Genomic DNA, 24,167 nt, shown 5'->3' on the forward strand with positions numbered 1-24,167 from the left:
AGGGGAAGTGGAAAGCTGTAATGCAAAGATAGTTAGTCTTACCAGGATCTGAAGCATAGTGGGAAACGGTAATAGAGAAGTCGTCTCAAGGCCTGAAGCGCTGTGTTCCAGAGAGAAACGGTAACAGAGAGTGCGTCTCAAGGCCTGAAGCGCTGTGTTCCAGAGAGAAACGGTAATAGAGAGGGCGTCTCAAGGCCTGAAGCGCTGTGTTCCAGGGGGAGACGGTAACAGAGAGTGCGTCTCAAGGCCTGAAGAGCTGTGTTCCAGAGGGAAACGGTAACAGAGAGTGCGTCTCAAGGCCTGAAGCGCTGTGTTCCAGAGGGAAACGGTAATAGAGAAGTCGTCTCAAGGCCTGAAGCGCTGTGTTCCAGAGGGAAACGGTAACAGAGAGGGTGTCTCAAGGCCTGAAGCGCTGCGGTCCAGAGGGAGACGGTAATAGAGAGGACTTCTCAAGGCCCGAAGCATAGTAGACAAGAGGGAAACGGTAACAGAAACAGAGAAGTCGTTGCAACGTCTGAAGCTCAGTGAAAATGGAGGGATACTTTAAATACAAGCCGTCTAAAAGACCAAACCTCCCAAAATTAAACGTCTGTAGTTCACCAAATGCAGACCCATGTATCTCCTGAGCATCCCTAAAGACCTCATTCAAAAAAAGCGGTCACATAGATACCGTCCATGTCCATGTCCATGTGGCCCCACCTAACCCTAACTCTTAATACCGAACCCCAGTCCGCGTATGCGTCTTCTGAAACTCATCCGGATTCGGATCAAAATAATCCTCATTAAAAGCAGCAACAAAATTATCATCACGATCGAGATAACCAGAACCCCATGTAGGGTCCATCTCGACCCACTCACCATCCAGGTTCGCCTCTACCCATGCATGATTCCCAGGCCATGGAGATCCAGCGCGTCCTTCTACATATCTAGCCTCGATTCCGCTCGCACGCAATAAAGCTATTGCAAGATACGCATAATCTTGGCACACGCCTGTCATGGAATCCAAGGTCTTCAGTGCACTATCGTCCCACTCGAATTCATTGTTTTTATACTTTTGCACATCATAGCTAACATTCTTTGCTACATATTCATAAACAGCTTTTGCCTTGGCGCGATTAGAATCCTTATCAGCGGTCAGCTCTTCAGCAAGCTTGATAATTTCAGGCGCATCAGACTGGACACCTCGGGAAGGCAATAGATCCCGTTTATCTTCAGCAGATGCGGTCACTTGAAATTTAGCAAACCCATAATAACGGAAGAAATCACTATTTTCTTCTTTGATTTCCGGCACACTTAGTGTTACTTCATATTCACCAGGTCCGAAACGCAAATAGAAGGAACCGTCAAACTCATAGTTTTCCACAGGGATTACATCAAGTGCCTCATCTGCGCCTTTTTTCGTACTAACATAAATATGAGTCGTCTCCTGACCGAACTCGGCTTTAGGATCGATTTTCCCTTTTACTGAATAAGTACCTTCCGCCTCGTCCCCACCGTATTGTGGAGATTCAAGTGTCACGCCGCGTTCTTTATAAGCAGTATAATACTCTAAAGGTTGCATCACTCTTTCAGAGGCGTTGTCTATATAGAGAGTGGATGCAAGTTGATAGTAGTCTTCGCGCTCACCATCTGGTACTAAGACTTCCAACTGGTGCACTCCTTTTCCGTAGAAAAGTGGAATGTTTGTGGAAAACTGTCCATTTTCAATAGTAACCATATGCTTCCAAATATCAGAGTCCTTTTTCAACTGCAGCATTATAGTATCTCCGTCCGAGAGCGCAGCTGCTTTCCCCCCGAGAGCGAATAGCTCGTTTTCCTTCAAAAAAGCTGATTCTACATTGAACTGAAGGCCAGCATCATGGCCAAAAGGTGTTAAGGTAATATCATAGGTTGATTCAGGATTGACATTATGGACAGTGAAACTTGCAATATCATAGTAGTAATTTTCTCTTTCAGTGTCTGGAAGCTGTACGGTGACCTTATATTCACCCTCGCCATTAAAAAAAGAAATTTTCTCTTTAAACTCGCCATCTCTAATTGGTGCGTAATACTCCATCAAATCCCCTGTAGGTCCGTCCTCATCGGAACGCACCTTAATCCAAACGTACTCCCCTTTTAGATCAGCATGCTTCTCTACGGTACCGGCAATGTCTATTTGGCCGTTCGCGCTGAATTCCTTATATTCAGGTGAACGGAGAGTCGCATTCACTTCTTCAGCATATGAAGTTAGCTCCAGTGCTTCAAGCTCCAATTCTGCATTCTTTGTATCCATAAGTTGTTCATATTGATCTTTCACTTTTTCTTGCTCAGCAGGCTGATTTTCCTCCACACTTGTATTTTTATCTGAACAGGCAGAAAGAATTAAACTGCCGCTCAATAACAATGCGGTTATGTATCGGCTTTTAATTGCCATTGTATCCTCCTCGGGACGGGTCCTTTTCGTCCATTTAAGTTGTATCTTTTACATACGTATGTACAAACTATAAAGTTTCTGATGCTATCTTACTATTAAATTGGAAAACTTTGAACAAGAACGGTAAAACATTGAAGTGGTAGAATTAGCCATTTGAAGGTGGTATAGTTAGGCTATAGGTAAAATATTCCTTGAATTAGTTAGGGGGAAACAAATTATGAAAAAAGTATTATCGTTTTTGTTTGTGCTCATTCTTTTAGCAATTGGAGCTACTGTTGTATATGGCCAATTTAAAGAAACGTTTAGTTTTAATTTCAATACTACTTCTATTGAACAAGAAGAAACAGTTAGCGACAGTAAAGCAAAAAATATAGAAATCCGTGCGACATCCGCGGATATCAAGGTGGTTTCTGTGGATAGGGAAGACATTTATGCAAAGTTATCAGGAGATGTTAGTGAAAAAAACAAGGACAAATATAAATTAAAAGTAAAGGAAGTCAACGGAAACATACATATTGTAGTACAGCAACCTAAGATGGAATTTCAATTTGGTACTAACATCACCAGACTGAAGCTTGAAGTGGAGGTACCGGAAAAAACTTATACAGAGTTATCCACTTATTCCACATCAAGTGATATTCAAATCTCGGGTTTACAAATAGGTTCTTTAAAAACAGAACTAACTTCGGGAGATATTTTAGTTGAAGACGTAAAGATAACAGAAAGCTATTCTATTAAATTGACAAGTGGTGATGTGCGCATCGAAAACACCGAAGCTAAGGCGATAGCCATTGCTGGAACTAGCGGTGACATCACCTTCAAAGAAGTTCTCGCGGACGTACAAGTGGATACAACATCAGGAGATATTAATGTTTGGGGTGTACAAGGAAATATTGTCGTTGAGACTACATCTGGGGACATCGATATTGAAAATGAAAGGGTAACAGGTAATATCGAGGTGGAGGTAACGAGTGGAGATGTGAGAGTGAAGTATGACGAAAACCCTACCTCTCTAGCAGTTGACTTTAAAGGGCAATCCGGAAAAGGAACAGTAAACTTAGAGGGAATGCAATATGAGGAGAGAAGTGAGAAGGAAATAGCCGGTAAAATTGGAGAAGGAGAATTTGTACTTAAGGTACGAACGACTTCCGGCGATTTTAGGTTAAATTAATAATTTGGATATGTGCGCGGGAGTAATTAATTATTATCCTTCTTCTCCCACCAAAAAAATGAGCAAAATAGAATTTGCTCTATTGTTTGTCACCTGAGTGTAAGTTTAAAATATAAGGAACATATAAATTAGAAAGGTGTCTGGTATGAATGAACAAGGAATCCTTTTTCCCAAAAAACATCAAAGCAGCCTTACAAAATAACCCGCCCGGCGAATGGTTTCCATCCGTTCCCGCTAACGCAATTCGTTTGCATTCCGGATATCCGGCACCTCACCTTGTTCCGAGTAAGGAATTAAAAGAAGCAGTAGCTCAATTGCTCGAAGAAGAAAACGACCTTCCCCTTCATTACATAGGAAGTCCAAGAATTGATAAGCTGAAAGAATGGGTGAGGATAAGGCAGGAAGAGCGTGGTATGCCCGCAAAGGATGAAGAGCTTTTAATCACATCCGGTGCATGCCAGGCGATAGACCTGATTGCACGTATTTTTCTTGATGAAGAAGCTGTCGTGATAGTCGAGTCCCCAACATACATGGAGGCACTCGAGATTTTTCATAACTACACAAATAGGATTATAACAGTTCCAATTGATAAGGACGGTCTTCAAACGGAACTTTTAGCGGAGATGCTTGCTGAGAGAAAGAAAAAAGGGATGACGAAACCAGCCTTTTTATACACTATACCAACGTTTCATAACCCAACAGGTACAACAATGTCCGATGAGCGGAGACGTCATGTAATAGATCTTGCAGAGGAATACGACTTTTTGGTGTTAGAGGACGATGCATATGGTGAACTGGGTTTTACTAACAACCCTAAGACACTCAAGTCCATGGATACGGAAGATAGGGTTCTCTATGTCGGGTCCTTGTCAAAAGTGGTGGCCCCTGGGATGAGAATTGGCTGGGTACATGCTACAGAAAGATTCATCCAAGCTTTGTTCTGGTTTAAAAAAGATTTGGAACATCCTTTCTCACAAGCGACCATGGCCACACTTTTGGAGAATACAAATTTTACATCGCGGTTGCAGACTTTAAGTAAAACCTATCAGAAAAAATGCCGTGTTATGCTGGTAGCCATTGAGAAGTATCTTCCAGAAAATACGACCTGGTTTGTACCTGGGGGCGGTTATTTTGTATGGGTGAAGGTCCCGGATGTAGATACAGAGAAACTCCTATCAAAGGCGACCGAGGAAGGGGTATCTTTTCTTCCTGGCAAATACTTTTTCCTCGACCAGACAGAAGGGGCCGAATACCTCCGTCTGTCATTCAGTTATGAGAATGAGGAGAATATTGAGAAAGGTATTAAGATATTAGGAGATGTCCTTAAATCTTGGTCACGATAGAATAGTTAAAGGGACGGCTCTATTGCTATGGAAGCGATAGAGCCGTCCTTTAATATTAATAATTTCACTTGTTTAGTAAGGTTTTCTTCTTTTTTTGACTAGGCTTAAGTACGAAATGAATGAAGACAATACTAGAGGATAAATCCATGCAAAAATGTCTTCAGAGCATTTAACAAGCTGTTAATCACAGATTGAAATTGTCTATTTGTCTTCTAAATCTCGAATTTCCCTCAACAACTGAAAAATCTGTCCCCGATGGTGTGCTTCATGCTCAATAAGGTGGTAAATTACCCACTCAGGTGTCACATCATATTCATCAAACACTCTAGCCCTCCGCCAATCTTCTAAACTTAAAGAACGAAAGTGGTAAAGCAAAGTCTCTCTTACTTTATTTAAACGGTGAAGATGAATTTCAATAGTGTCCCCATCTATATGTACCAATGTTCCGTTAGGCCATCCATCCAATGGGAAAAGTTCTTCTATTTCCGAGTCCCACGCGTCTTTTTCCATTACTTCCCCAAATAGCCAACCAGCTTCTACATACGCGATGTGGTACAACAGAGATCCTATGGACTGCCGAGAATCTATTTTTCTATCAAGCTCACTTTGGCTGATTCCTTTTAATTTCTTAGTAAGATTGCGGCGGACATCTTCTAAACACCATAGAGCACGACCAATTTCTAGTTCGTAGCCTGATAAGGCTGTGATTTGCAATATTGTTTTGGTGGTCATTATTATCCACTCCTTATTATTTGATTTTGTTGAGCTTAACCTTCGCCAAAACCGGATAATGATCTGACGGATACCCGCCATCAAAACTGTCTCTGATAATAGAGGCTGTAAGAAACTCGACCCCGTTTGCACCAAATATGTAATCGATCGGACTTCCTTTTATTCCGCCCTCATAAGCATGAAAAGTATGGCTGTTTTCCTTTTCTTCTTCAGTAAAACAAGAATAACAGCTTTCCATCCACGAAACTTCCGCCAATGCTTCACTCTCAGGTACATCATTAAAATCCCCAGTTAAAATAACTGGCAAACTATGCGCGTTATCTTTACTACGAATCATGTCAAGAATTAGTTTCAATCCTTCCTTCCGCGCAAGCTTCCCCATATGATCAAGGTGGGTATTAAAAAAACGTAAAACTGGTGCGGTTTCTCCCTTTGGAACAAGCTCCACCCAAGAACAAATTCTTTCGCAGTGTGCATCCCAGCCCATACTTCCGATACTATCTGGAGTTTCTGATAGCATAAAGGACCCTTTTGGACCTATGGTGAAACTGGACTTTTTAACAAATATGGCACTGAATTCTCCTACCTCCGTAGAGACGGTTCGATTGACTGCGTATACTTCATAGGACTCTTTGAATCTATCTGTTAGCCACTCTAGCATGGGAATGGTTGCTTCCTGTGTGCCGATAACGTCAGGCGTGTAAGTAATAATGGTTTCTGCAATCCATTGTTTACGGTCTTCCCAGTTGAATGGATCAGAGGGTACGATAACACGTAGATTAAAGGACATGACGGTATATGTATGTTTCAAAGACCATTCCTCCTTAAAAGTATTCAATAACACCTATTTCGATAAAACAATTAGAGTTCCTGCCACCGGAAGGTTCTTTTAAACTACAGGAGACAAAACAAAAAGTGCCAAATTCGATTGGCACTTTTAACAGAATATCTATTAACGTGAAGCCTTTGGTGGCTGACACACGTCACATTTGCGTTGGTTATTATTCTTGAATTTTGTAAAAGTCTTTTCAAAATTGCTGCCACAAGCACATTTAAACTGTAACTTCTGAGAGAATCCGTGGTATTCAGTCGATAACAGTTTACTATCTGAGTTTTTCTCCACAAATTCATTTATTTTACCAATAGTCCATCGTTTATTCATATCCTAACACCTCACATCCGGTCCTATTATAACATTGTCGTGGGTAAAAGGGACAGGCAATTCGACCGGCTAAGGGTCAAGATGCCTGTCCCTGAAATCTGAAATAAGCTAAAAACACTGTGCATATAGTAAAGAAGAAACATAATGAACAGTAAAGGTGGGACAACGATGGCTAAAGAATCACGAACAATCAAGAAACCAAACTTTCTCATCCTTATGGTGGATCAGCAGCGTTATCCAAGTGTTTATGAAAACGAAGAGCTTAGAAAGTGGCAACGGGAAAACTTGCACACTCAACAGCTCCTTAAGAAGAACGGCTTTGAGTTTACGAAACACTATGCCGGAAGCACTGCCTGCTCTCCAAGCAGAACTACTCTATATACTGGACAATATCCATCTCTCCATGGGGTAACACAAACGAGTGGCGCAGCGAAAAGGTCGTTTGATCCAGACATGTTTTGGCTTGATCCTAATACTGTTCCGACGATGGGCGAATATTTCCGGGCAGCAGGCTACAAAACATACTGGAAAGGGAAATGGCATGCTTCCGAGGAGGACATTCTCATTCCAGGAACCAAAAACTCTCTTCCAAGCTATACCTCAACAGGAAGGCCGGATAAGAGAAAGGTAGAGAAATACCTCGCTTCGAACCGCCTTAATGGTTACGGATTTGATGGTTGGGTGGGGCCAGAACCTCACGGCTCATCCCCTCGAAATTCAGCTAGCTCAGCAGCCATTGGCTTGAGCGGAAGGGATGTCATCTATGCTCAAGAAACAGTGGAACTCCTTCAGTCGTTGGAACAAGATTGTGATAGAGACTCTCCTCCATGGTTTGTCATGTGCTCGCTTGTCAATCCACATGACATTGCGATCTATGGCATTTACACAGAGCTAAGTCCATTGTTCAATTTTGAAATTGATCCATCGGTGCCTTTCATCCCGCCACCGCCGACAGCCAATGAATCCTTAAGTACCAAACCAACCGCACAAAAGAGCTACAAGGAAATCTATCCAAAGGCACTCCAACCAATCAGAGATAACGTCTCATACAGGCAGCTTTATTATTCCTTGCAAAAGAAAGCAGACCAAGATATGGGTCGAGTTTTCCGTGCATTACAGGACTCCACCTTTTATGAAAACACCGTGGTAATCTTCCTTTCTGACCACGGAGAACTGCTTGGTGCGCATGGAGGCCTTTATCAAAAGTGGTACAATACTTACGAGGAATCCATCCATGTACCGCTTATTATCCACAGTCCAAAGCTTTTTTCCGGAAAAGAGACCACTGATATGCTAACAAGCCATGTTGATGTACTGCCGACCATGTTAGGACTCGCCGACATCGACGTAGACGAGGTTCAAAAACAACTCAAACGTGATCACACAGAAGTTCAGCCTTTAGTAGGTCGTGACCTAACCCCGCTTCTCATGGGGAAAAACAAATTCTACCGTGCCGACGAACCACTTTATTTTATGAGTGATGACGATGTTACCCAAGGTCTTAATCAAGTCTCTGCAACAGGGGAACCCTATCATTCTGTCATTCAACCAAACCACACCGAAGCTATTATCACTAAGCTATCCACAGGCGAAAATGGTACAAAGCAAATCTGGAAGCTTACACGTTATTACGACAACCCACAATTTTGGAGTGAACCGGGAGTCGAGAACGTCACAACTACTCAAGTCTCACAAACAACTACAGGTGACCATGTTGATTGTGCATTGTGTATCACTACTACTAAAACGAGACCAGTCCCAGATCAATATGAATTATATAATTTGACTAGTGATCCGTTGGAAGAAACCAATCTCGCTTATCCATCCAACCGAACACCGGAAACAATTGCAATTCAGAAGCTCCTGATGGTGGGCCTCGAGGAACAGTGTAAGCAAAAGAGGTTGGAGCCATCGAGCGGGGAAGTACCTGGAATGTCTTCATGTAAAAACTAAAAAAAGCCAAACGGCCTAATCACATAGGTTGTTTGGCTTATTATTATTTTGACTACTATTACTGTGAGCCCTTCTCCAATGCCAACTTCACCCCAAAACCAATCAACACGATACCTGTAATCGATTCTATCACTGTGGTTGTCCGTGGCCTTTTCATGAATGCACTAATTTGATCAACTAGATAGATGTAAAGGACAAACCAAATGGCTGTCAGGATGGCGTAGGTAACTCCCATCAAGAGAAACGGTCCAATTGTGTTCGTTCCTGGGTCAACGAATTGTGGCAGGAAGGTCAGGAAGAAGACGGCAACTTTTGGATTAAGCATATTAGTTAAGAACCCTTGTTTAAAGTGGGATTGATTCTTAAATTTATTAGCAACGTTGCTGTCCATTGGAATTTCCTCTTTCTTGTTGCGAAGTGCCCAGATTGTTTTAACCCCCAAATAGACAAGGTAAACAGCACCAACATATTTGAAAACAGAGAACAGAAATGCAGATTTAACAATGATTGCGGATAGACCAACCACGGCTGCGATGGTATGGATGAGGATCGCGCAAAAGGTACCTAAAACGGTTTTGAATCCGCCAATTCTCCCGGCAGATAAAGTGTTTTTTGTAGCTATGGCAGTGTCAGGACCAGGCAGAATGATAAGCAGAATACTCATAACAACAAACAGAAAAAAGTTCTCCACCATGAAAACCCCATTCTTCTTGAATTTATTAAGATTCATTATAACAGAAACGAAAAAATTCGGAATATTTTTTCTAGTGCCTGTTTCTAATACCCGCGAACTTTTTCTAACACCTTTTTGCTGAAATCTTTCATCTTGGAATCAAGGAGCGGCTCAAAGTTTTCAACAGCTTTTTGAGCAGAGGTTACAGCTTCTTCCATTTTTCCGAGCTCCAAGAGGATTAGTGCTTGATAGGATTCTTTTACATATATATTGGATAGGTCTATAGGGTGATAGATTTCCGGCATACCTACTTTTTTAATTGCCTCCCAAGCTTCTTCATAGCGTCCGAGATAGTAAAGAGCTTTTGCTTTTTCCAGGTTGAACCAAGGGGAATAGAAATTCATTATTTCATCTTTAGTAAGACAATCTTCAATTTTAGCCAGTGCATGTGCATACTCTTTTTTCTCCCCAATCAAATCCACAATGGTGAACAGTTCACAAAAATATATGGAGGATGCATGATCTGCAAACTCTCCGTATTGTCTTAATTTGTTTAAATAATATTCCTTCTCTACATCATTTCCCTCCATCAGGGCATGAGCAGCTGCCAGGCGGTAAAGATCATCTGTAAGATAAAAGATTCGTTTTTCCTTTGAATAAGCTAGTGCTTTTTCCATCGTATTGATTGCTTCCTTGGAATCCCCGACAGCATATAAATAAACAGCTTCATTATAATCAAGATCCAGTCTGGCAAGCGGATCAATATAAGCGTGTTTTGCCTCAATCTCTTTCCGCTCTTTTCTAAACGTATTTAGGGCTTTATCATATTGACGCTCCATGAAGATGATAGTGGATCGAAAAATTCCAATAGTTGTGCGGTTGGAAGAAATGTTCATTTCATCAAACATATCCGATGCTTTTTTTAGCAAAGCTTCCCATCCTGGTTTATTTTCCCGCTGAAGGGCATAGCTGTATATTTCCGTAAGCCTTGCGCTTTCATACCCTTTAGAAAGCTTGTCTATATAAGGCTCAATCAATTCAATCAGTAATTTATATTTATCTGGAAAGTCAGGATTCCTGAACGGGACGTAGAAAATCTCTTCCACACGTTCTAAAGTTTCCCGTAATTCCTCAGCGCTGACTTCTTCCATCAAGTCTGCTACGTCCACACCAAGCTGTTGAGCAATATAAGTAAGACTTTCCATGGAAGGATTGGCTTTATTGTTTTCAATAAGACTGAGCATCCCTTTCGTCAGCTCACTCCCTGCAACGGCTTCCAATGTCATCTTCTTTTGTTTTCTTAATTTTCGTATCCGATCTCCGAGCATAGAGGTGCACTCCTTGAAAAAATATTTTGTTTAATTATATTAAACTTTTCCTTGAATTGGAATACCTTAATATGGTACGATTTGTTTAATTAAATTAAACTTTTAAAAAACGGGGTGCTTTTTATGGAGGAAAGCTTAAAGTTGAAGAGAGCGACATATCATCTGTACACCTTTATGATTAGTAAATTAATTTCCACATTTGGCGCACAGGTATATGCATTTGCCATCAGCTTCTATATTTTGCAGCTAACTGGATCTGCTACAAGTTTTGCGACAAACCTTTTATGTAATTTTCTCCCGAGAACACTTGCTGCACCATTTGCTGGAGCAATTACCGACAGATATTCGAGAAAAAAGATTGTTATTGTCTCACAAATTACCACTACACTTGCTATCACAGGACTTCTCATCTTCACCCTTACATCAGGACTCTCCCTCATAGCGATCTACACAACAACCAGTATTCTTTCTTTGACTTCCATGTTTTCTGGAATTGCCTTTTCATCTTCCATTACCGGTTTGATTGATCAGGAGCGAATTCAAAAAGCCATGGCCATGAACCAGATGGCCATTTCCTTTGCTGCAATAGGAAGCCCTGCTGTTGGTGGGCTGTTATATGGTACTGTGCCGATCCCGGTTTTTCTTATAATATTTATTGTAGCCTCCATCATTGCGGTGATTTTGGAATCAACCATGAATTTCCGCCTGTTTTCTGCTGAAAAGAGTATGGTAGAGAAGGGGGAAAAGAAGGAGACGATGTGGCAGAGTATGAAAGCGGGTTTAAGCTATTTGCGCTTACAAAAAACCATCATGGTCATGCTTTGGATTAGTTTGCTCATTAATTTTCTTTTTGGGGCTTATGAAGTGGGTTACTCGTATATCCTGATTGAGAATTTGAAAATGGAATCGCAGCATTTCGGCTTTACACAAGGTGCATTCTCTCTCGGCATGCTGTTAATGTCTGTTTACTTTTCCACTAGAAAAGAAGTGCAGTTTCCATTGCTAGTTTCTAAAAGGGGAATTATAGGTCTTGGGATTGTAATGGGGTCAATCTCTCTGCCGCTGTTATGGTCCATGAATTATTGGGTGATGTTCGCTTATTATCTATTTTTGATGTTCAGTTTCGGCTTACTCATAATTATCGTGAATACGCCATTGCAAGTGATGCTTCAAAAGACCATTGCCGACGAATTCAAAGGTCGTGTATTTTCCATTATCGAAACGATGGCGATGGCGCTTATTCCATTGGGTATGGTGCTATATGGGGTGCTGTATGATATCTTTCCTGGAGAGTGGATCTTACTTCTGTCAGCAGGGATGCTTATCGTTATCACACTCATCATGGCGAGACCCTCTGTTATTCGAAAAGTGCATCCGGAAATAGGTGAGAAGCAGGGGGGCCGTGTTGTAGAGGCGAGGAGTGTAGCTCGCTAAATCAAGAGAGTATGAAGACCTCTGTTGGCGAGAATTAAGGTTAGAGAAGTCTTGATAGGAGGTATGAAGACCTTTGTTGGCGAGAAAAAAGGTCAGCGAGGTCTTGATAGGGAGTATGAAGACTTCTGTTGGCGAGAATAGAGGTCAGCAAGGTCTTGATAGGGAGAATGAAGACTTCTGTTGGCGAGAATAGAGGTAAGCAAGGTCTTGATAGGGAGAATGAAGACTTCTGTTGGCGAGAATAGAGGTAAGCGAGGTCTTGATAGGAGGTATGAAGACTTCTGTTGGCGAGAATAGAGGTTAGCGAGGTCTTGATAGGGAGTATGAAGACTTCTGTTGGCGAGAATAGAGGTAAGCGAGGTCTTGATAGGGAGAATGAAGACTTCTGTTGGCGAGAATAAAGGTCAGCGAGGTCTTGATAAACAGTATAAAGACCTGGGAGACAAAGAATCCAAGTCAGAATGGTCTTGATAAAGCTGATAAGAATTTCCCCACCCAAAAACAAACAAAAAGAGGTCTTCATCATCAATTCACACAAAGACCTCTTACTATTCTCACTTCTTCAAACTGCTATACACAACCAACCGGTCGGAATAATTTCGGCTTTCCCGATTAAACGTCCCTGTGCAGGTAATCAGGTTTAAATTGCTCTGGAACGAATAATCAAAAATTGCTTCTACAGGAGACTCATCCTCCGGGTAAGTTTCTATTCTGTCCACCACATAGGTTAAGGATTCACCTGCTTTACTTGAAACTATGATCTCATCACCGGCTTCTAAATTTTTCAGGTCAAAAAATACAGCTGGGCCGTTACGGCTGTCAACATGACCGGAGATGACGGAATTTCCGCGTTCTCCTGGCATGGGACCTTCATTGTACCAGCCAACCGTTTCAAAAGATTCGGGAACTCCCATTTGACCGTTTTCAATGACGCCTACTTGTTCCACAAGTGCATCGACTCCGATGGAGGGGATTTCGATTCGGTGAGGTTCGATGCTGATCGATTCATCTTTAATAACTTTCCCGTTTTCATTCGTGGTTTGGGTACGGGTGGGGATGGGAGTTTTTTGGTTGGTAGGGGTTGTTGTTTCGCTTGATGCAGTTGCTTCGTTTGTTGTTTTCATTCCGTTAGATTGTTCAGTTGTTGTGTCCAGAGTGTTCCCGGAACTACATCCGACCAGTAAAAGAAGCATGAATGATAAAGTGGTTAATAGTCTCATAGTTATACTCCTTCTAGAAAATGATAGTAGGAAAGAGAGGGAAAAGCCCCTCTCTTCTTAGCTAAAACTATTATTCTTGAGTAGCTTTTCTTCTATATGCAATAATTTGCGTTAAGACAATAGCGGAGATCAGTCCAGCAACTGTCCAGGCAATAGCAGCGTTCATTCCATTGTCAGCTGCACCACCCATACCTGCTGCAGGCATGTCAGTTGGCATGTCCTTTTCAAAGTTCTCTGGGAATTGATCCACAATAGCACCAGACATCATTTCGCCTACACCGAACATGTGGGCATATGATTCACGGATTGTGTTGTAAGTAGTTTCATAGTCAGCTTCATTATAGCTGTTGAAAGCAAGAAGTAGTTCATCAACGTGCATTTGCAATCCTTTCTCAAGGTCTGCGGCTTTCAGACGGCCTTCTGTAGCTGTGTCTAGGAATGCAGCTTGCTCTACTTTATACTCTTCTAATTCAGCGATTGCTGCTTCACGACCTTCTTCATTTTCCTCACCAGTTGCTACTACATAATCTACGAAATAACCGATATGGCTGCTCCAAATCTCTTCAAATGCAGCTCCGCCTTCTTCACCATAAACAGAAGCTACAGCAGCAGATAGGTCAGCTGTGTTTGCATTTAAAGCTCCAGCAGCATTTTCAAAATCTCCAGCGCCATCGATTCCTTTTTGCATCGCAAGTACTGCTAATGCAGCGTGCTCAGCGAAAAGGTGGTTCAAGTCCGCGCGTAAGTCTGCTGCTGGTGTGTCAACACTAGTATTCTCGAATTTGTCAGGGAATTGGTCAGTGATTGCCCAAGATAATCCTTTTCCAGGTGCGTACATGTGCTCAATTGCGTGACGCATGTTTTCGTATGCTTTTTCAAAATCGCCTGCCACATAGTTGTCAAATGCCCATACTAGCTGCTCGACGTGCATTTTTAATCCAGCTTCTAGTTCACTAGCTTTTAGGCGACTTTCTGTAGCAGTATCAAGAAACGCTGCTTGCTCTACTGTATATTCATCTAATTCGGCTAACGCCTGTTGTCTGCCTTCTTCATTGTCTTCCGCTGTTGCGGTTACATAATCGACGAAGTAACCAATATGGCTGCTCCAAATTTCTTTGAATGCTGCTCCGCCTTCTTCCCCGTAAACGGAAGCGACTGCTGCGGATAAGTCATCTGTGTTTGCATTTAATGCGCCAGCTGCTTGATCGAAGTCTTCCGCTCCGTCAATTCCCTTTTGCATTGCTACGACTGCCAAGAAAGCATGCTCTGATAATAATGCATCCAAGGACGCTCTCAAATCTGATGCCGGGGTAGATACGGATGCCATGTGGCTATGATTACTATGATCCTCTGCACTTGCTACTTGAAAAGTCGGTACTAATAATCCTACGCTAAGTGGTACAGCTACGATTGCTTTTTTCCAGTTCATGTTCTAAGCACTCCTTTTTAGTTGGTTTCACTTACCTAACGGAGCGGATCAGAAACTGGATCACTTTTTTCGAAAAAAATAAAAAAGTCTCTAATTTTGTATGTATAATGGGAATAAGAGCTAGTCAAAAAATACATATCGTGGGAGAAATACCATGAAGCTACCTATTTCACAATTGAATGAAAATAATCTCACTGATGAGCAGATGACCGACCTGCTTTTTAGAAATATAAGAGATGACAATAGAAACGGTGACTGTATTTTTGTTCCTGGGAGCAGCAAGGCTGTAGATTACCGGTTGCCTCCAGCTATCGAGCTATATAAGAAAGGAAGAGCAGGAAAAATATTATTTTCTGGTGGAGTAGTTTGGGATGGTAACCAGCTTAGCGAGGCGCAACTTTTGGCGGAGAAAGCAATGGAATTAGGCGTGCCATCAGAGGATATTCTTATCGAGAATCAGTCACTTCATACGAAAGAGAATGTGCTGGCTTCTTTGCTTGTTTTAGATAGAGCGCTTCATCTACATAAAATAAACCGGTTGCTTGTAGTGACAAGTCATTATCATATGAGGCGAATGAACCTCAAACTCCGAACCTATATGCCAGATTGGATTGATTATTCTCTTTGTCCAGTTAATGATAAAACTACACGAGAAGATAACTGGTTCCTTACTCCCTATGGTAGACAACGGGTAGAGGCAGAGTCTGCTAAGTTGATCAGTTATGTAAAACAGGGAATAATTATGGACCAGGAGCTGGAATTTACTAGTCAACCATAAGTATTTAACATCAGGAGGTACACATTGAAAAAAAACATCTCATTTCAATTTCCAATCGAAAAACAAGATTACACCGAATTATTTAGATACATGCCGTATTTTAAATCAATTTTTAAGATGGCCACTGTAGGGAACTTAGTAGCACTCTTTTTATTTTGTGGCTACAACATTATAGCTAACCTTCAGATCGCACAAGATGGCACACAGTTTCTAATTCTAAATATCGTTACCGTCGTCATTGGAATCGTCATGTATTATGTCATTCTTTTATTAATCCGTTTATTCTTCAGGAAGATTATTGAGAATAGAAGCAAGAAACTCCATTCTCTGTATTACGACTCCAATTCTAACTACCTTATTGGGTTCGACCCTCGTTTTAATGCCTTTGTCCTCGGTAAGGAAAAGGTGAAAGTTCCTGCTGACCAATCCTTAACGGTCATTGAAACAGAACGTAATTTATTGTTTTATGTTGGTAAAGGAAAAGGGAAGGATGATAAGTTCTTAATTTCAAAAACGGGTTCTTCCCCGGACCATGCGCTAAAGCTCAAACGCATAACCAATATGTTACAAGAGAAGGGAATAGCTATTCAAACAGCAAAACCAATATAATGTTAAAGGCTTTTTAAAAATTTGAAACCAATCTAGGCGTTTTTTCATACTATGATGTTGAGGTGAAATTATGGCTAGAGTTAAGTTTACAGAATCAGATGTAGCGTTGGTGGCAAGGATGATGAGAGCGGAAGCAGAAGGTGAAGGAAAACAGGGAATGCTCTATGTCGGAAATGTTATAACCAATCGTGCAGTGGCCGATTGTTTGGACTTCAAAGAAGTAAGGACCATTCGGCAAGTCATTTATCAAGTGCAGGGTGGAAATTATTCATTTGAAGCCGTTCAAAAGGGTAATTTATTTTATAACAGAGCAAGATCGGTTGAAAAAAACTTAGCTAGAAAAACGTTGACTTCTTGGAGAGAGCATCCAGCAAAATACGCTTTATGGTATTTCAATCCATATGCACCATGTCCGCCAACATGGTATGATCAACCTTTTTCCGGGCAGTTCAAGCAGCATTGTTATTACGAACCGATTGCGGGAACATGTGCTAGTGTTTATACGTAATTTTCAATACTTATCAGGAACTCATGGAATACTTTATTGAGTTCCTTTTTTTATTTCCTTATATTGGGTTCAACTTACTGGAATGGTAGAATAATAGGGAGAGATTTACAGGGTGGGAGTGTAGAAATTGAATTTTTACTTTGGGTATGAGGGGAATATTATTGATTTGCTTAGTGTCATTTTTGCATGGGGAATTATTTCTGTGATTATTGTTCGTATCTACCGTGTTCAGAATGCGGAAGAACGACCGAGAATATGGAAAATATTCGTTGCTGTTTTATTAGGACTTTTTTCATTTTCATTCACTTTTCCGCTGTTTAATGAACCTTTTTCTATTGCCGTTCTTCCGCTCGGAGTTTGGATATTGTATGGACTATTGAATAGAAGAGAGCGTTGGGAAGCTTACAGAAAATATGCTTGGACAGGATTTGTAGGTAATTTCATCTTTTTAGGAACGGCCCTTCTTGTCATTGGCTTAACTTCTGTCTTTTATCCAGAAGATGAAGTACGGACGTATCTTACAGATGTTTCAGATGTGGAATTGTTGGTGACCCATCCATCTGGAGAAGGTGTGACAATAAATAAAGAAAAGCTTGATGACTCTCTATCTACTTTTGAATATGAGCGCTCGAACGTCATTCAATGGTTTGAAGAAATAAGAGAGCAGATGTGGCCAGAAGAAGAGAGTGAAGAGCCAGTGGAAATTCAAGAGAAGTTTCCTTATCTGTTAACAGGTGTAAAAACGAAAACTGGTGAAAAGATTCAAGTTTATGTGGAACATGACGGAAAGGGATTGCTTGTTACCACGAAGAAAAAGCAGCATTACTATAGATCAAAGACGGATTCCTTTTTAGAAGAAAAGGGGAATGCTGAATGACGAAAAAAGCAATCTTTCTGTTGGTTATTGTAATGGCAATAATAGCTGGAGCTATTACTATATACATAATGATGATACCAAAAGCTTTCTATTCGAAGAACGAAATCATTGAAAACACGAATTACCTAAATCAAGAGATGGAAGTCCTAGATGTTATACAACTAGATGAAAAAACTTATTTCGTTCCCCTCTTATCAAATGATGGTGAATCCTATGGTTCTAGCATCTGGGTGTGGGGTGGCTGGAAATGGAATTGTATTGGTGTAACGACTGCTTCGGGTCCGCAAATAGTAGTAAATGAGGAGAACTCCTATATTTATTGGAATGTTCACCCAAAGGACGAGGTACATAAATGGGAGTTTTATTTAACATCTGAGCGGAACTACTCTGTGACAACGGTAGGGAATGATAATAAACTGGAAGTTTACTATCCGAAAGTCCAAATGAAACACTCAGTTGAATTTGGAGAAAATAGTTACGGTTATATAAAAATACCAAGTGAATGGAAAGAAGTGATTGGTTCCTTTGACTCGTATCCAGCTGAAACAGGTATCATTCCTTCGAGCCATTCGTATATGTATCATTGGCAGGCTTATAATGACGATGGAGAATCGGTTCGTCTTGAGCATACGTTCCGCCATGGTGGAGGAGGTTCCTATGGTGGGAATTATTTTTTCCACATGACTCAGTTATTTCCTGAAGATATGGAATAGGTCTGAAAGTAATTGAAGCTACCTTAGTTCGCATACATGACACTGCAACAGGATATTGATGTGGGAGGTTACCTAGTTAAACCTCTCTTTTTTACAGGAATAGGTTCTATATACCGGAAGCATCAAAAAAGCGGGGTGATTTGTCTAATAGGAGAGCTCTAAATGCCCAAAGCATCAGGAAAACAGATTGTTTTGTCTAATAGAACGATTCTAAACGCCCGAAGTACAAAGAAAATTGGTTAAACTGTCTAATAAAAGCAATTTTATCATAGTATAAGATGACAGAATATTTAATAAATGAAACTTTTTATTATAAGGTGTCGTATTAATATATATAAGATCAAAGGAGGATTCTCACATGATCTGGTTATTCATTATCGGACCAATATTACTTCTAATCGGAATCACACTCTATTTGGACAAAAAGAATAATGGAATGAACCATCACCCAGATGTAAACAGAGGAAATCAAAATATCGAGTCAGAAACAACGAGATATCAGTTCAACCAATTAAACAATCATGGTGGTGGAAGCGATGGCGGAGGATCAAACTAATTTGAATGACGCTATACAAGTAAAACATGAAAACCTTAAAATCTTGCAAGCTTCCATCGACCGGTTTGGAAGCTACCTTATGCTTGAAGTCGCGTTAGCTGATGGAAGAATAAAAATTAGGTGGGGCCTTGATGCTGAAGATTATGTGGAAATTAGAAATATCATCAAAGAAAATTATTTTGATAGCCTAGAAGGAGAGTATCATTATGAGCTACTCCCTTATGTTGGTGTTAGTCTAGACCAACCAAACGGTAAGCAAAAATTCCTTGCGAACCTCCGTTGCGTTCAGGGGAAAAAGGCTGCAAGAATTGAATTTGAATGCTCAGATAGGTTTGCTGGGAATATGGAGTGGTTTAAAAAGGATGTTAGGTGTCTACAAGATTTGGAGCATCTGAAATGGGAGAAGTTTAAAGCTTGAAAAACGAAAAGTTTTGCTGTTTGATTTAAAGCTACATATGATTCCTAAGAAACTAAGAAATGCACGCATATGTGTGCATTTTTTTATATAAGCTTTTCTGCACATTCCCTCACAATCCATCCCCACCTTTTATACAAACACTTTCCTGAATAAAAAAAGTAGTAAGTAAAATAATAATCCGTAGTACAGTCAAAAGTATTCAATCAGCCAGAGACTTATACAAAAATGAGGTAATTGTGTGTTTACTAAGGGACCTTATCGGAGCAGCAAACAGAACCAATCAGCAATGAAGCCAAACTTTGAAGATTATTTAAAGAAGAAAATCCAAGTAGATGATCCAACCATACCAAAAGACCAAAAATCTTTCCAGGAAATTATTAAACATGTTTTTGAAGATGTCGGTGATTTTCAAGCTAGGTATATCCCTGTGAATGAAAAAGATGGGATGTACGTCTATTACATATCCGGAATTACTGATGTAGAAAAATTGGAGGAGCAGCTTCTTCTGACAGATAAAGTTGAAGTGGAAGAAGTGAAAAAGAATATTGAAAACAATATTTACTACCGAGCTCAATCTTGGAAGTCAGCTATTCAAGGGTGCTTGGACGGTGATACGATTATTCATTTACCTGAAGAAACACCTTTCTTGGTGAAGTATGGAAAAAAAGAACAACGTAACGTAGCTGAACCGACCACACAGTATCAGGTATTCGGACCGAAAGTAGGCTTTATTGAGGACAGCAGAACAAACATTTCTCTAATACGTAAGTTGATCAAAGACCCGAGGTTGAAGTTGAAAGAATACACCTTGGGGACCTTAAGTCAAACGCATGTAGGATTATTATACTTAGATGAATATGTAGATCCTCAACTGTTGGAGCTGGTTACTAGTAGACTGGAAAGTCTGACTGTCGAACAATTGAATGATGGGGGGGAGCTTGCAAAAATAATAGTGGATCATCCTAAGTCCATTTTCCCCCAGGTTTATGAAACAGAGAGGCCTGATTATACGTCCATTGCGCTAGGACAAGGGAAAATTGTATTGATTGTTGATAACTCTACCTTTTGTGTTGTACTCCCAGCAACCTATTTAACCTTATTGAAATAAGTCCCGATAACTACCGAATAGCGTTAGATATCACCTTCATGCGTTTACTAAGAATTGTGTCCATCCTAGTCGCCACCATTTTTCCCGCATTATACGTTGCTTTAGTCGGGTATCATCCAGAACTGCTTCCAACCACACTCGCCTTAACGATTGCTGATTCGAGAAACAATATTCCTTTTCCTGTATACCTAGAAGCAATTATGATGATTTTTGCTTTGGACATTTTAGTGGAAGCGAGTCTGAGGCTTCCTAGTGTGGTTGGACAGACCATAGGTATTGTGGGAGGACTTGTTATCGGTCAGGCTGCTGTTGAAGCTGGCTTAGTTAGTAATACAATGATCATTGTAAGTGCTTCTACTGCCATTACTTCCTTTACCTTACCGACTTGGCATTTAATTTCTTCATGGAGGATTTCAAGATATCTCTTATTAATCATGAGTGCATTATTAGGAATTTATGGCTTAACAATAGGCATAGCGTACCTAACATTGCATCTATGTAATCTTAGTTCTTTTGGAAAACCTTATTTGTCACCAGCTACCCCTCTTAACCCGATGGAATTGTTGAATGTTTTCTCTAGATTAAAAAATAACAAATTTTCTAAGCCTAAGTGAAAGGAGGATGAATCTTGCGTAATTCCATTCAGCAATTTCGAGGCTTTGATTTATTTGCTTTTACGTTTTCATCCACTATCACTCTAGGCGTAGCATTTTTACCTTACGTTGCAGATGGAGAAATCAGAAGTGCTTGGTTAAAGCTACTACTTACTTCCATACCATATTTCTTTCAATTATGGTTGATATCTAAGTTCTTTCAGCTATATGGTAATAATGATTTTTTTAAGGTGTTGAGGAAACATGCAGGAAATTTTATATATTTCATCTTTGTTAGTTACTTAATAGTTAGTTCTATTATTAGCACGATGAAGGTTACACAAGATCTTGCTTTTCTAGTAAGAACGTTTATGTTAAAAACCACTCCTGCCATTTTAACTATCTCGGCCTTCATCTTACTTATCTCCATAGCGGTTCATTATGGATTATTGACTATCGTCAGGTTTGTTTCGTTTTTTGTTATCGCCGAGATAGCATTACTTGTCACATTCTTGGCTTGGGGATTTCTTAGTGAATATTTTAATTGGATCTTCATTCCACCAATTATGAATGTTGATCCAGCAGTATTTATGAAGAGTTCTATGTCAGATGCTGCGCGGTATGGAGGAGTAGTCACTCTCCTTGGGTTTATACAATATGTCAAACGGGATGAAAAAACGTTTCGTGCAATGAGTGCAGGACTATTTTGTGTCATGCTAATTTATGTATCCTTGAGTTTGGTTGTACTGGGGGTTTTTGGGTATGAAGAGGCCATCCATCTGATTTCACCAATTATTACATTGGTTCAATCCATTACACCAAGTACAGGTCTGTTAGAAAGATTGGATGTTTTATTTTTAGGATTTTGGGTCATTTCTTTTATTAAAGTTTCCTGTATCTTATTTTGGTTTTCCCTTTATTTGTTAGAGCAACTAATGCCGAAAGTAAAGAGGGGCTATTTAATCGTTTGCATTACTCCCTTATTTTATGTTTATGCCAATTGGGTACCTTTTCAATTCATGGAAGGATGGCAAGTTTATAATGTTAATGTACTAGTAGCTTCATTGATAGCACCTTGTCTCCTATTGCTCTTTGTCATACTAAAACATCGTACCTCTAGGGAGATGGTTTCATGATTGGAAAATACATAATTTGGTTGGTGACATTCCTGTTATTGGTATGTTTAAGCGGTTGTAATGATATGCGGGAAATTGACCAAAGAGGGATGGTATTAGGGATATCTATTGATCAAGGAGAGGAAAAGAAATATAAAATCAGCATACAATTACCGATTTTAACTAAAGGGCAAAACGGTGGTGGACGCCTAGGGAATTCAGGGGAGTTTGAGGTGCTGTGGAGTGAAGGAGATACAGTATGGGAAGCTCTGACCAATCTTGAATCCAAAACACCAAACGTTTTATTTTTTGGACATCTTAAGGTCATTGTAATTTCAGAAAAAATTGCGGAATCAAGTATCAACGGTTCGTTGGACCTTGTAGACAGAATTCCCGACATAGGGAATAAGGTGTTTCTAATAATAAGTAAGGATGAAGAGGCTAGCAAATTTCTAAAAACAGATTCCTCTTTGATTAAGTTACCAGCACTGTATGTAAATCGTTATTTTCATGCAGACAAAAAGCTTGCTCGCGCAAAGCCAATGCGGATTTTTCAATATAGACGAGATACAAACACAGTATCCGCTGCTGCAGTTATTCCTATGGCTAAAACCATTGAGAGTGAAATAATCATTGAAAATATGGCAGTGCTAAAAGAAGATAGATTAGTGGAAATATTACAAGGGAATGAAGTGGCGGCAAGTCAGCTAATAAAAGGTGAAAAAGTAGAAGAACTAAATTATGTCACAGAAATCGAATCAAAGGGAAAACTAGTAACTGTATCACTATCAAGAATAATGCTAGAAAGTAATGTAGACTTACAAAAAGTAGCTCCTGTAACATTCGATATTCAAGTGTCAGGGAAAGGGAACATCGTCGAGCTTTCCGCTGGTGAAACATCAAAAGACTTTATCAAAAAGCTGGAAGCCAAACTTAATCAAGATATAAAAACGGATATTATCCAAACAATAGAAAAATTAAAAAATGCAAATGTGGAACCATGGCTATTGGGACAGAAAATATGGATAAAGGATCAAACATTTTTTGATTCGTTAAAATGGAAGGAAGAAGGATTCAAAGAGGCTATATTTAATGTAAACGTAGATTTTACAATAGATACGACAGGACAAAAAGGATTATTTAACAAATCACCTATATATCAAAAATCACCTAGAGAAGCTGGTGTGTAATACTAGATACTTATTTAAAAGAAACTTATCCTATTAACGGTAAGTTTCTTTTTCTTATTAGAGATTTTTTTCATTTAATATTCCCATAAGCCTCTCTAGTTGTTAGCCAATTCGCTATTAAATAAATTACCATATATATTGGCACAGAGAAGATATATTGCCAATTATATGGGTTATAGACTTTTAGGAAATGTACAAGAGGCTCTCCTACATACGCAGTCAATAAGCCGAATACGATTGCTTTAATTATTGGAGAAAAATTTGGTTTGAATTGGATTAAGCTCATTACTACTACTGGCATCAGTGCTAAGTTATAAGGAAGATAAGCTAAAATAAACGGAATCACTTCAAAGCGATAAGACCATAAGCCCAATTGGACTCCAATTGAATCCAAAATGAGTGAAGCAGTCATCACAAAGAACCCAGCATTCAATAATCTGTATCTACTATCTTTTTTGTGATAGACAATCCAAAAAAGCCAAGAAAAGACGGTAAGTGCGACACCAACCCACCAGCGCCAGGTAAATAACACTTCGTTGAACCACAAATCGATAATTTTATTATATAACTCCGATTGTTGTACAATAATTTGATCTATTTTTTGGAGGGTGTTGTTCATGCTATTCATTCCCTTCATTAATTAGGACTAACTTAGTATCTGTATTCTACAATAATTTATGAAGATCAATGATGCATAATCATTTTAAGAGATAAAAAAAGAGGCTGGGACAAAAGTGTTTTAGTCTAAATAAAACCCGAACTAATTTAAAATCTTATATTAGTTCGGGTCTTTTTTCGTTTAAAAGATACATTTATTTTTTGGGTTGCACCAGCTGTTGATTGG

General features: G+C 39.9%; 22 protein-coding genes and 1 pseudogene. 14 read left to right on the top strand and 9 right to left on the bottom strand.

Going from position 1 to position 24,167, the window contains the following annotated elements; genetic code table 11:
* Nucleotides 1-712: 712 nt before the first annotated feature.
* Nucleotides 713-2,413: a transglutaminase-like domain-containing protein gene (locus HC179_RS03835; protein ID WP_168863134.1), complete on the bottom strand. Its 1,701-nt coding sequence runs from the start codon at nt 2,411-2,413 to the stop codon at nt 713-715.
* Between the two features lie 217 nt (nt 2,414-2,630).
* On the opposite strand from HC179_RS03835, the gene HC179_RS03840 reads away from it, so the two are divergent.
* Both HC179_RS03840 and HC179_RS03845 read left to right on the top strand, forming a co-directional pair.
* On the top strand, nt 2,631-3,584 hold the full coding sequence (locus HC179_RS03840) for a DUF4097 family beta strand repeat-containing protein (protein ID WP_168863135.1): 954 nt from the start codon (nt 2,631-2,633) through the stop codon (nt 3,582-3,584).
* A gap of 149 nt (nt 3,585-3,733) precedes the next feature.
* Complete coding sequence (locus HC179_RS03845; RefSeq protein ID WP_168863136.1) at nt 3,734-4,927, top strand: aminotransferase-like domain-containing protein; 1,194 nt, start codon at nt 3,734-3,736, stop codon at nt 4,925-4,927.
* A 201-nt stretch (nt 4,928-5,128) separates the two neighbouring features.
* Here HC179_RS03845 and HC179_RS03850 read toward each other — a convergent pair whose 3' ends face one another.
* The 3 genes from HC179_RS03850 to HC179_RS20965 form a co-directional block, all read right to left on the bottom strand.
* Nucleotides 5,129-5,659 carry a DinB family protein gene (locus tag HC179_RS03850; RefSeq protein WP_168863137.1) on the bottom strand — a complete coding sequence of 177 codons (531 nt, stop codon included), beginning with the start codon at nt 5,657-5,659 and terminating at the stop codon, nt 5,129-5,131.
* A gap of 16 nt (nt 5,660-5,675) precedes the next feature.
* A complete protein-coding gene (locus HC179_RS03855; RefSeq protein ID WP_168863138.1) occupies nt 5,676-6,470 on the bottom strand; it encodes an endonuclease/exonuclease/phosphatase family protein in 795 nt (264 codons plus the stop codon).
* Between the two features lie 141 nt (nt 6,471-6,611).
* The gene (locus HC179_RS20965) at nt 6,612-6,821 is read right to left on the bottom strand and encodes a hypothetical protein (protein WP_060666921.1); all 210 of its coding nucleotides are present in this window, start codon (nt 6,819-6,821) and stop codon (nt 6,612-6,614) included.
* Between the two features lie 168 nt (nt 6,822-6,989).
* Here HC179_RS20965 and HC179_RS03865 point away from each other — a divergent pair, with 168 nt between their 5' ends.
* Nucleotides 6,990-8,774 (top strand): sulfatase family protein, encoded by a 1,785-nt coding sequence (locus tag HC179_RS03865; protein ID WP_168863139.1) that lies wholly within the window; start codon nt 6,990-6,992, stop codon nt 8,772-8,774.
* A 58-nt stretch (nt 8,775-8,832) separates the two neighbouring features.
* Here the strand turns inward: HC179_RS03865 and HC179_RS03870 are convergent, their stop codons facing one another.
* Both HC179_RS03870 and HC179_RS03875 read right to left on the bottom strand, forming a co-directional pair.
* Nucleotides 8,833-9,468 carry a LysE family translocator gene (locus tag HC179_RS03870; protein WP_168863140.1) on the bottom strand — a complete coding sequence of 212 codons (636 nt, stop codon included), beginning with the start codon at nt 9,466-9,468 and terminating at the stop codon, nt 8,833-8,835.
* Between the two features lie 83 nt (nt 9,469-9,551).
* Nucleotides 9,552-10,775, bottom strand: coding sequence for a helix-turn-helix domain-containing protein (locus HC179_RS03875; protein ID WP_168863141.1), 1,224 nt, complete (start codon nt 10,773-10,775; stop codon nt 9,552-9,554).
* Between the two features lie 141 nt (nt 10,776-10,916).
* Between HC179_RS03875 and HC179_RS03880 the strand changes: the two genes are divergently transcribed.
* Nucleotides 10,917-12,209: an MFS transporter gene (locus HC179_RS03880; protein ID WP_346775112.1), complete on the top strand. Its 1,293-nt coding sequence runs from the start codon at nt 10,917-10,919 to the stop codon at nt 12,207-12,209.
* A 554-nt stretch (nt 12,210-12,763) separates the two neighbouring features.
* Here the strand turns inward: HC179_RS03880 and HC179_RS03885 are convergent.
* On the bottom strand, nt 12,764-13,429 hold the full coding sequence (locus HC179_RS03885; RefSeq protein WP_168863143.1) for a class F sortase: 666 nt from the start codon (nt 13,427-13,429) through the stop codon (nt 12,764-12,766).
* A gap of 70 nt (nt 13,430-13,499) precedes the next feature.
* Complete coding sequence (locus HC179_RS03890; protein WP_168863144.1) at nt 13,500-14,858, bottom strand: copper amine oxidase; 1,359 nt, start codon at nt 14,856-14,858, stop codon at nt 13,500-13,502.
* 154 nt (nt 14,859-15,012) lie between these two features.
* Between HC179_RS03890 and HC179_RS03895 the strand changes: the two genes are divergently transcribed.
* The 10 genes and pseudogenes from HC179_RS03895 (at nt 15,013) to HC179_RS03945 (ending at nt 23,323) form a co-directional block, all read left to right on the top strand.
* A complete protein-coding gene (locus HC179_RS03895) occupies nt 15,013-15,636 on the top strand; it encodes a YdcF family protein (RefSeq protein ID WP_168863145.1) in 624 nt (207 codons plus the stop codon).
* Between the two features lie 24 nt (nt 15,637-15,660).
* Nucleotides 15,661-16,245 carry a hypothetical protein gene (locus tag HC179_RS03900; RefSeq protein WP_168863146.1) on the top strand — a complete coding sequence of 195 codons (585 nt, stop codon included), beginning with the start codon at nt 15,661-15,663 and terminating at the stop codon, nt 16,243-16,245.
* A gap of 70 nt (nt 16,246-16,315) precedes the next feature.
* Complete coding sequence (locus HC179_RS03905; protein WP_168863147.1) at nt 16,316-16,753, top strand: cell wall hydrolase; 438 nt, start codon at nt 16,316-16,318, stop codon at nt 16,751-16,753.
* 127 nt (nt 16,754-16,880) lie between these two features.
* Complete coding sequence (locus HC179_RS03910; protein WP_168863148.1) at nt 16,881-17,630, top strand: DUF1129 domain-containing protein; 750 nt, start codon at nt 16,881-16,883, stop codon at nt 17,628-17,630.
* Nucleotides 17,627-18,343 carry a hypothetical protein gene (locus HC179_RS03915; protein ID WP_168863149.1) on the top strand — a complete coding sequence of 239 codons (717 nt, stop codon included), beginning with the start codon at nt 17,627-17,629 and terminating at the stop codon, nt 18,341-18,343. The genes HC179_RS03910 and HC179_RS03915 overlap by 4 nt, the downstream gene beginning before the upstream one ends.
* A gap of 358 nt (nt 18,344-18,701) precedes the next feature.
* Nucleotides 18,702-18,899 (top strand): hypothetical protein, encoded by a 198-nt coding sequence (locus HC179_RS03920; RefSeq protein ID WP_168863150.1) that lies wholly within the window; start codon nt 18,702-18,704, stop codon nt 18,897-18,899.
* The gene (locus HC179_RS03925; protein ID WP_168863151.1) at nt 18,880-19,317 is read left to right on the top strand and encodes a hypothetical protein; all 438 of its coding nucleotides are present in this window, start codon (nt 18,880-18,882) and stop codon (nt 19,315-19,317) included. The genes HC179_RS03920 and HC179_RS03925 overlap by 20 nt, the downstream gene beginning before the upstream one ends.
* A 286-nt stretch (nt 19,318-19,603) precedes the next feature.
* Nucleotides 19,604-21,039, top strand: a pseudogene (locus tag HC179_RS20970) (spore germination protein).
* Nucleotides 21,040-21,053: 14 nt separating this feature from the next.
* The gene (locus tag HC179_RS03940) at nt 21,054-22,154 is read left to right on the top strand and encodes a GerAB/ArcD/ProY family transporter (protein ID WP_168863154.1); all 1,101 of its coding nucleotides are present in this window, start codon (nt 21,054-21,056) and stop codon (nt 22,152-22,154) included.
* On the top strand, nt 22,151-23,323 hold the full coding sequence (locus tag HC179_RS03945; protein WP_168863155.1) for a Ger(x)C family spore germination protein: 1,173 nt from the start codon (nt 22,151-22,153) through the stop codon (nt 23,321-23,323). Before HC179_RS03940 ends, HC179_RS03945 begins: the two co-directional genes overlap by 4 nt.
* 70 nt (nt 23,324-23,393) lie before the next feature.
* Here the strand turns inward: HC179_RS03945 and HC179_RS03950 are convergent, their stop codons facing one another.
* The gene (locus tag HC179_RS03950) at nt 23,394-23,942 is read right to left on the bottom strand and encodes a CBO0543 family protein (RefSeq protein WP_168863156.1); all 549 of its coding nucleotides are present in this window, start codon (nt 23,940-23,942) and stop codon (nt 23,394-23,396) included.
* Between the last annotated feature and the right edge of the window lie 225 nt (nt 23,943-24,167).

The sequence above is a fragment of the Bacillus sp. RO1 genome (assembly GCF_012524115.1).
GTDB lineage: Bacteria > Bacillota > Bacilli > Bacillales > Bacillaceae_I > Sutcliffiella_A.

What these genes read in the sequence shown, in the direction of transcription:
- HC179_RS03835 (WP_168863134.1), bottom strand. Translation starts at nt 2,413, where the DNA reads ATGGCAATTAAAAGCCGATACATAACCGCATTGTTATTGAGCGGCAGT.
- HC179_RS03840 (WP_168863135.1), top strand. Translation starts at nt 2,631, where the DNA reads ATGAAAAAAGTATTATCGTTTTTGTTTGTGCTCATTCTTTTAGCAATT.
- HC179_RS03845 (WP_168863136.1), top strand. Translation starts at nt 3,734, where the DNA reads ATGAACAAGGAATCCTTTTTCCCAAAAAACATCAAAGCAGCCTTACAA.
- HC179_RS03850 (WP_168863137.1), bottom strand. Translation starts at nt 5,659, where the DNA reads ATGACCACCAAAACAATATTGCAAATCACAGCCTTATCAGGCTACGAA.
- HC179_RS20965 (WP_060666921.1), bottom strand. Translation starts at nt 6,821, where the DNA reads ATGAATAAACGATGGACTATTGGTAAAATAAATGAATTTGTGGAGAAA.
- HC179_RS03865 (WP_168863139.1), top strand. Translation starts at nt 6,990, where the DNA reads ATGGCTAAAGAATCACGAACAATCAAGAAACCAAACTTTCTCATCCTT.
- HC179_RS03870 (WP_168863140.1), bottom strand. Translation starts at nt 9,468, where the DNA reads ATGGTGGAGAACTTTTTTCTGTTTGTTGTTATGAGTATTCTGCTTATC.
- HC179_RS03875 (WP_168863141.1), bottom strand. Translation starts at nt 10,775, where the DNA reads ATGCTCGGAGATCGGATACGAAAATTAAGAAAACAAAAGAAGATGACA.
- HC179_RS03885 (WP_168863143.1), bottom strand. Translation starts at nt 13,429, where the DNA reads ATGAGACTATTAACCACTTTATCATTCATGCTTCTTTTACTGGTCGGA.
- HC179_RS03890 (WP_168863144.1), bottom strand. Translation starts at nt 14,858, where the DNA reads ATGAACTGGAAAAAAGCAATCGTAGCTGTACCACTTAGCGTAGGATTA.
- HC179_RS03895 (WP_168863145.1), top strand. Translation starts at nt 15,013, where the DNA reads ATGAAGCTACCTATTTCACAATTGAATGAAAATAATCTCACTGATGAG.
- HC179_RS03905 (WP_168863147.1), top strand. Translation starts at nt 16,316, where the DNA reads ATGGCTAGAGTTAAGTTTACAGAATCAGATGTAGCGTTGGTGGCAAGG.
- HC179_RS03915 (WP_168863149.1), top strand. Translation starts at nt 17,627, where the DNA reads ATGACGAAAAAAGCAATCTTTCTGTTGGTTATTGTAATGGCAATAATA.
- HC179_RS03920 (WP_168863150.1), top strand. Translation starts at nt 18,702, where the DNA reads ATGATCTGGTTATTCATTATCGGACCAATATTACTTCTAATCGGAATC.
- HC179_RS03925 (WP_168863151.1), top strand. Translation starts at nt 18,880, where the DNA reads ATGGCGGAGGATCAAACTAATTTGAATGACGCTATACAAGTAAAACAT.
- HC179_RS03945 (WP_168863155.1), top strand. Translation starts at nt 22,151, where the DNA reads ATGATTGGAAAATACATAATTTGGTTGGTGACATTCCTGTTATTGGTA.
- HC179_RS03950 (WP_168863156.1), bottom strand. Translation starts at nt 23,942, where the DNA reads ATGAACAACACCCTCCAAAAAATAGATCAAATTATTGTACAACAATCG.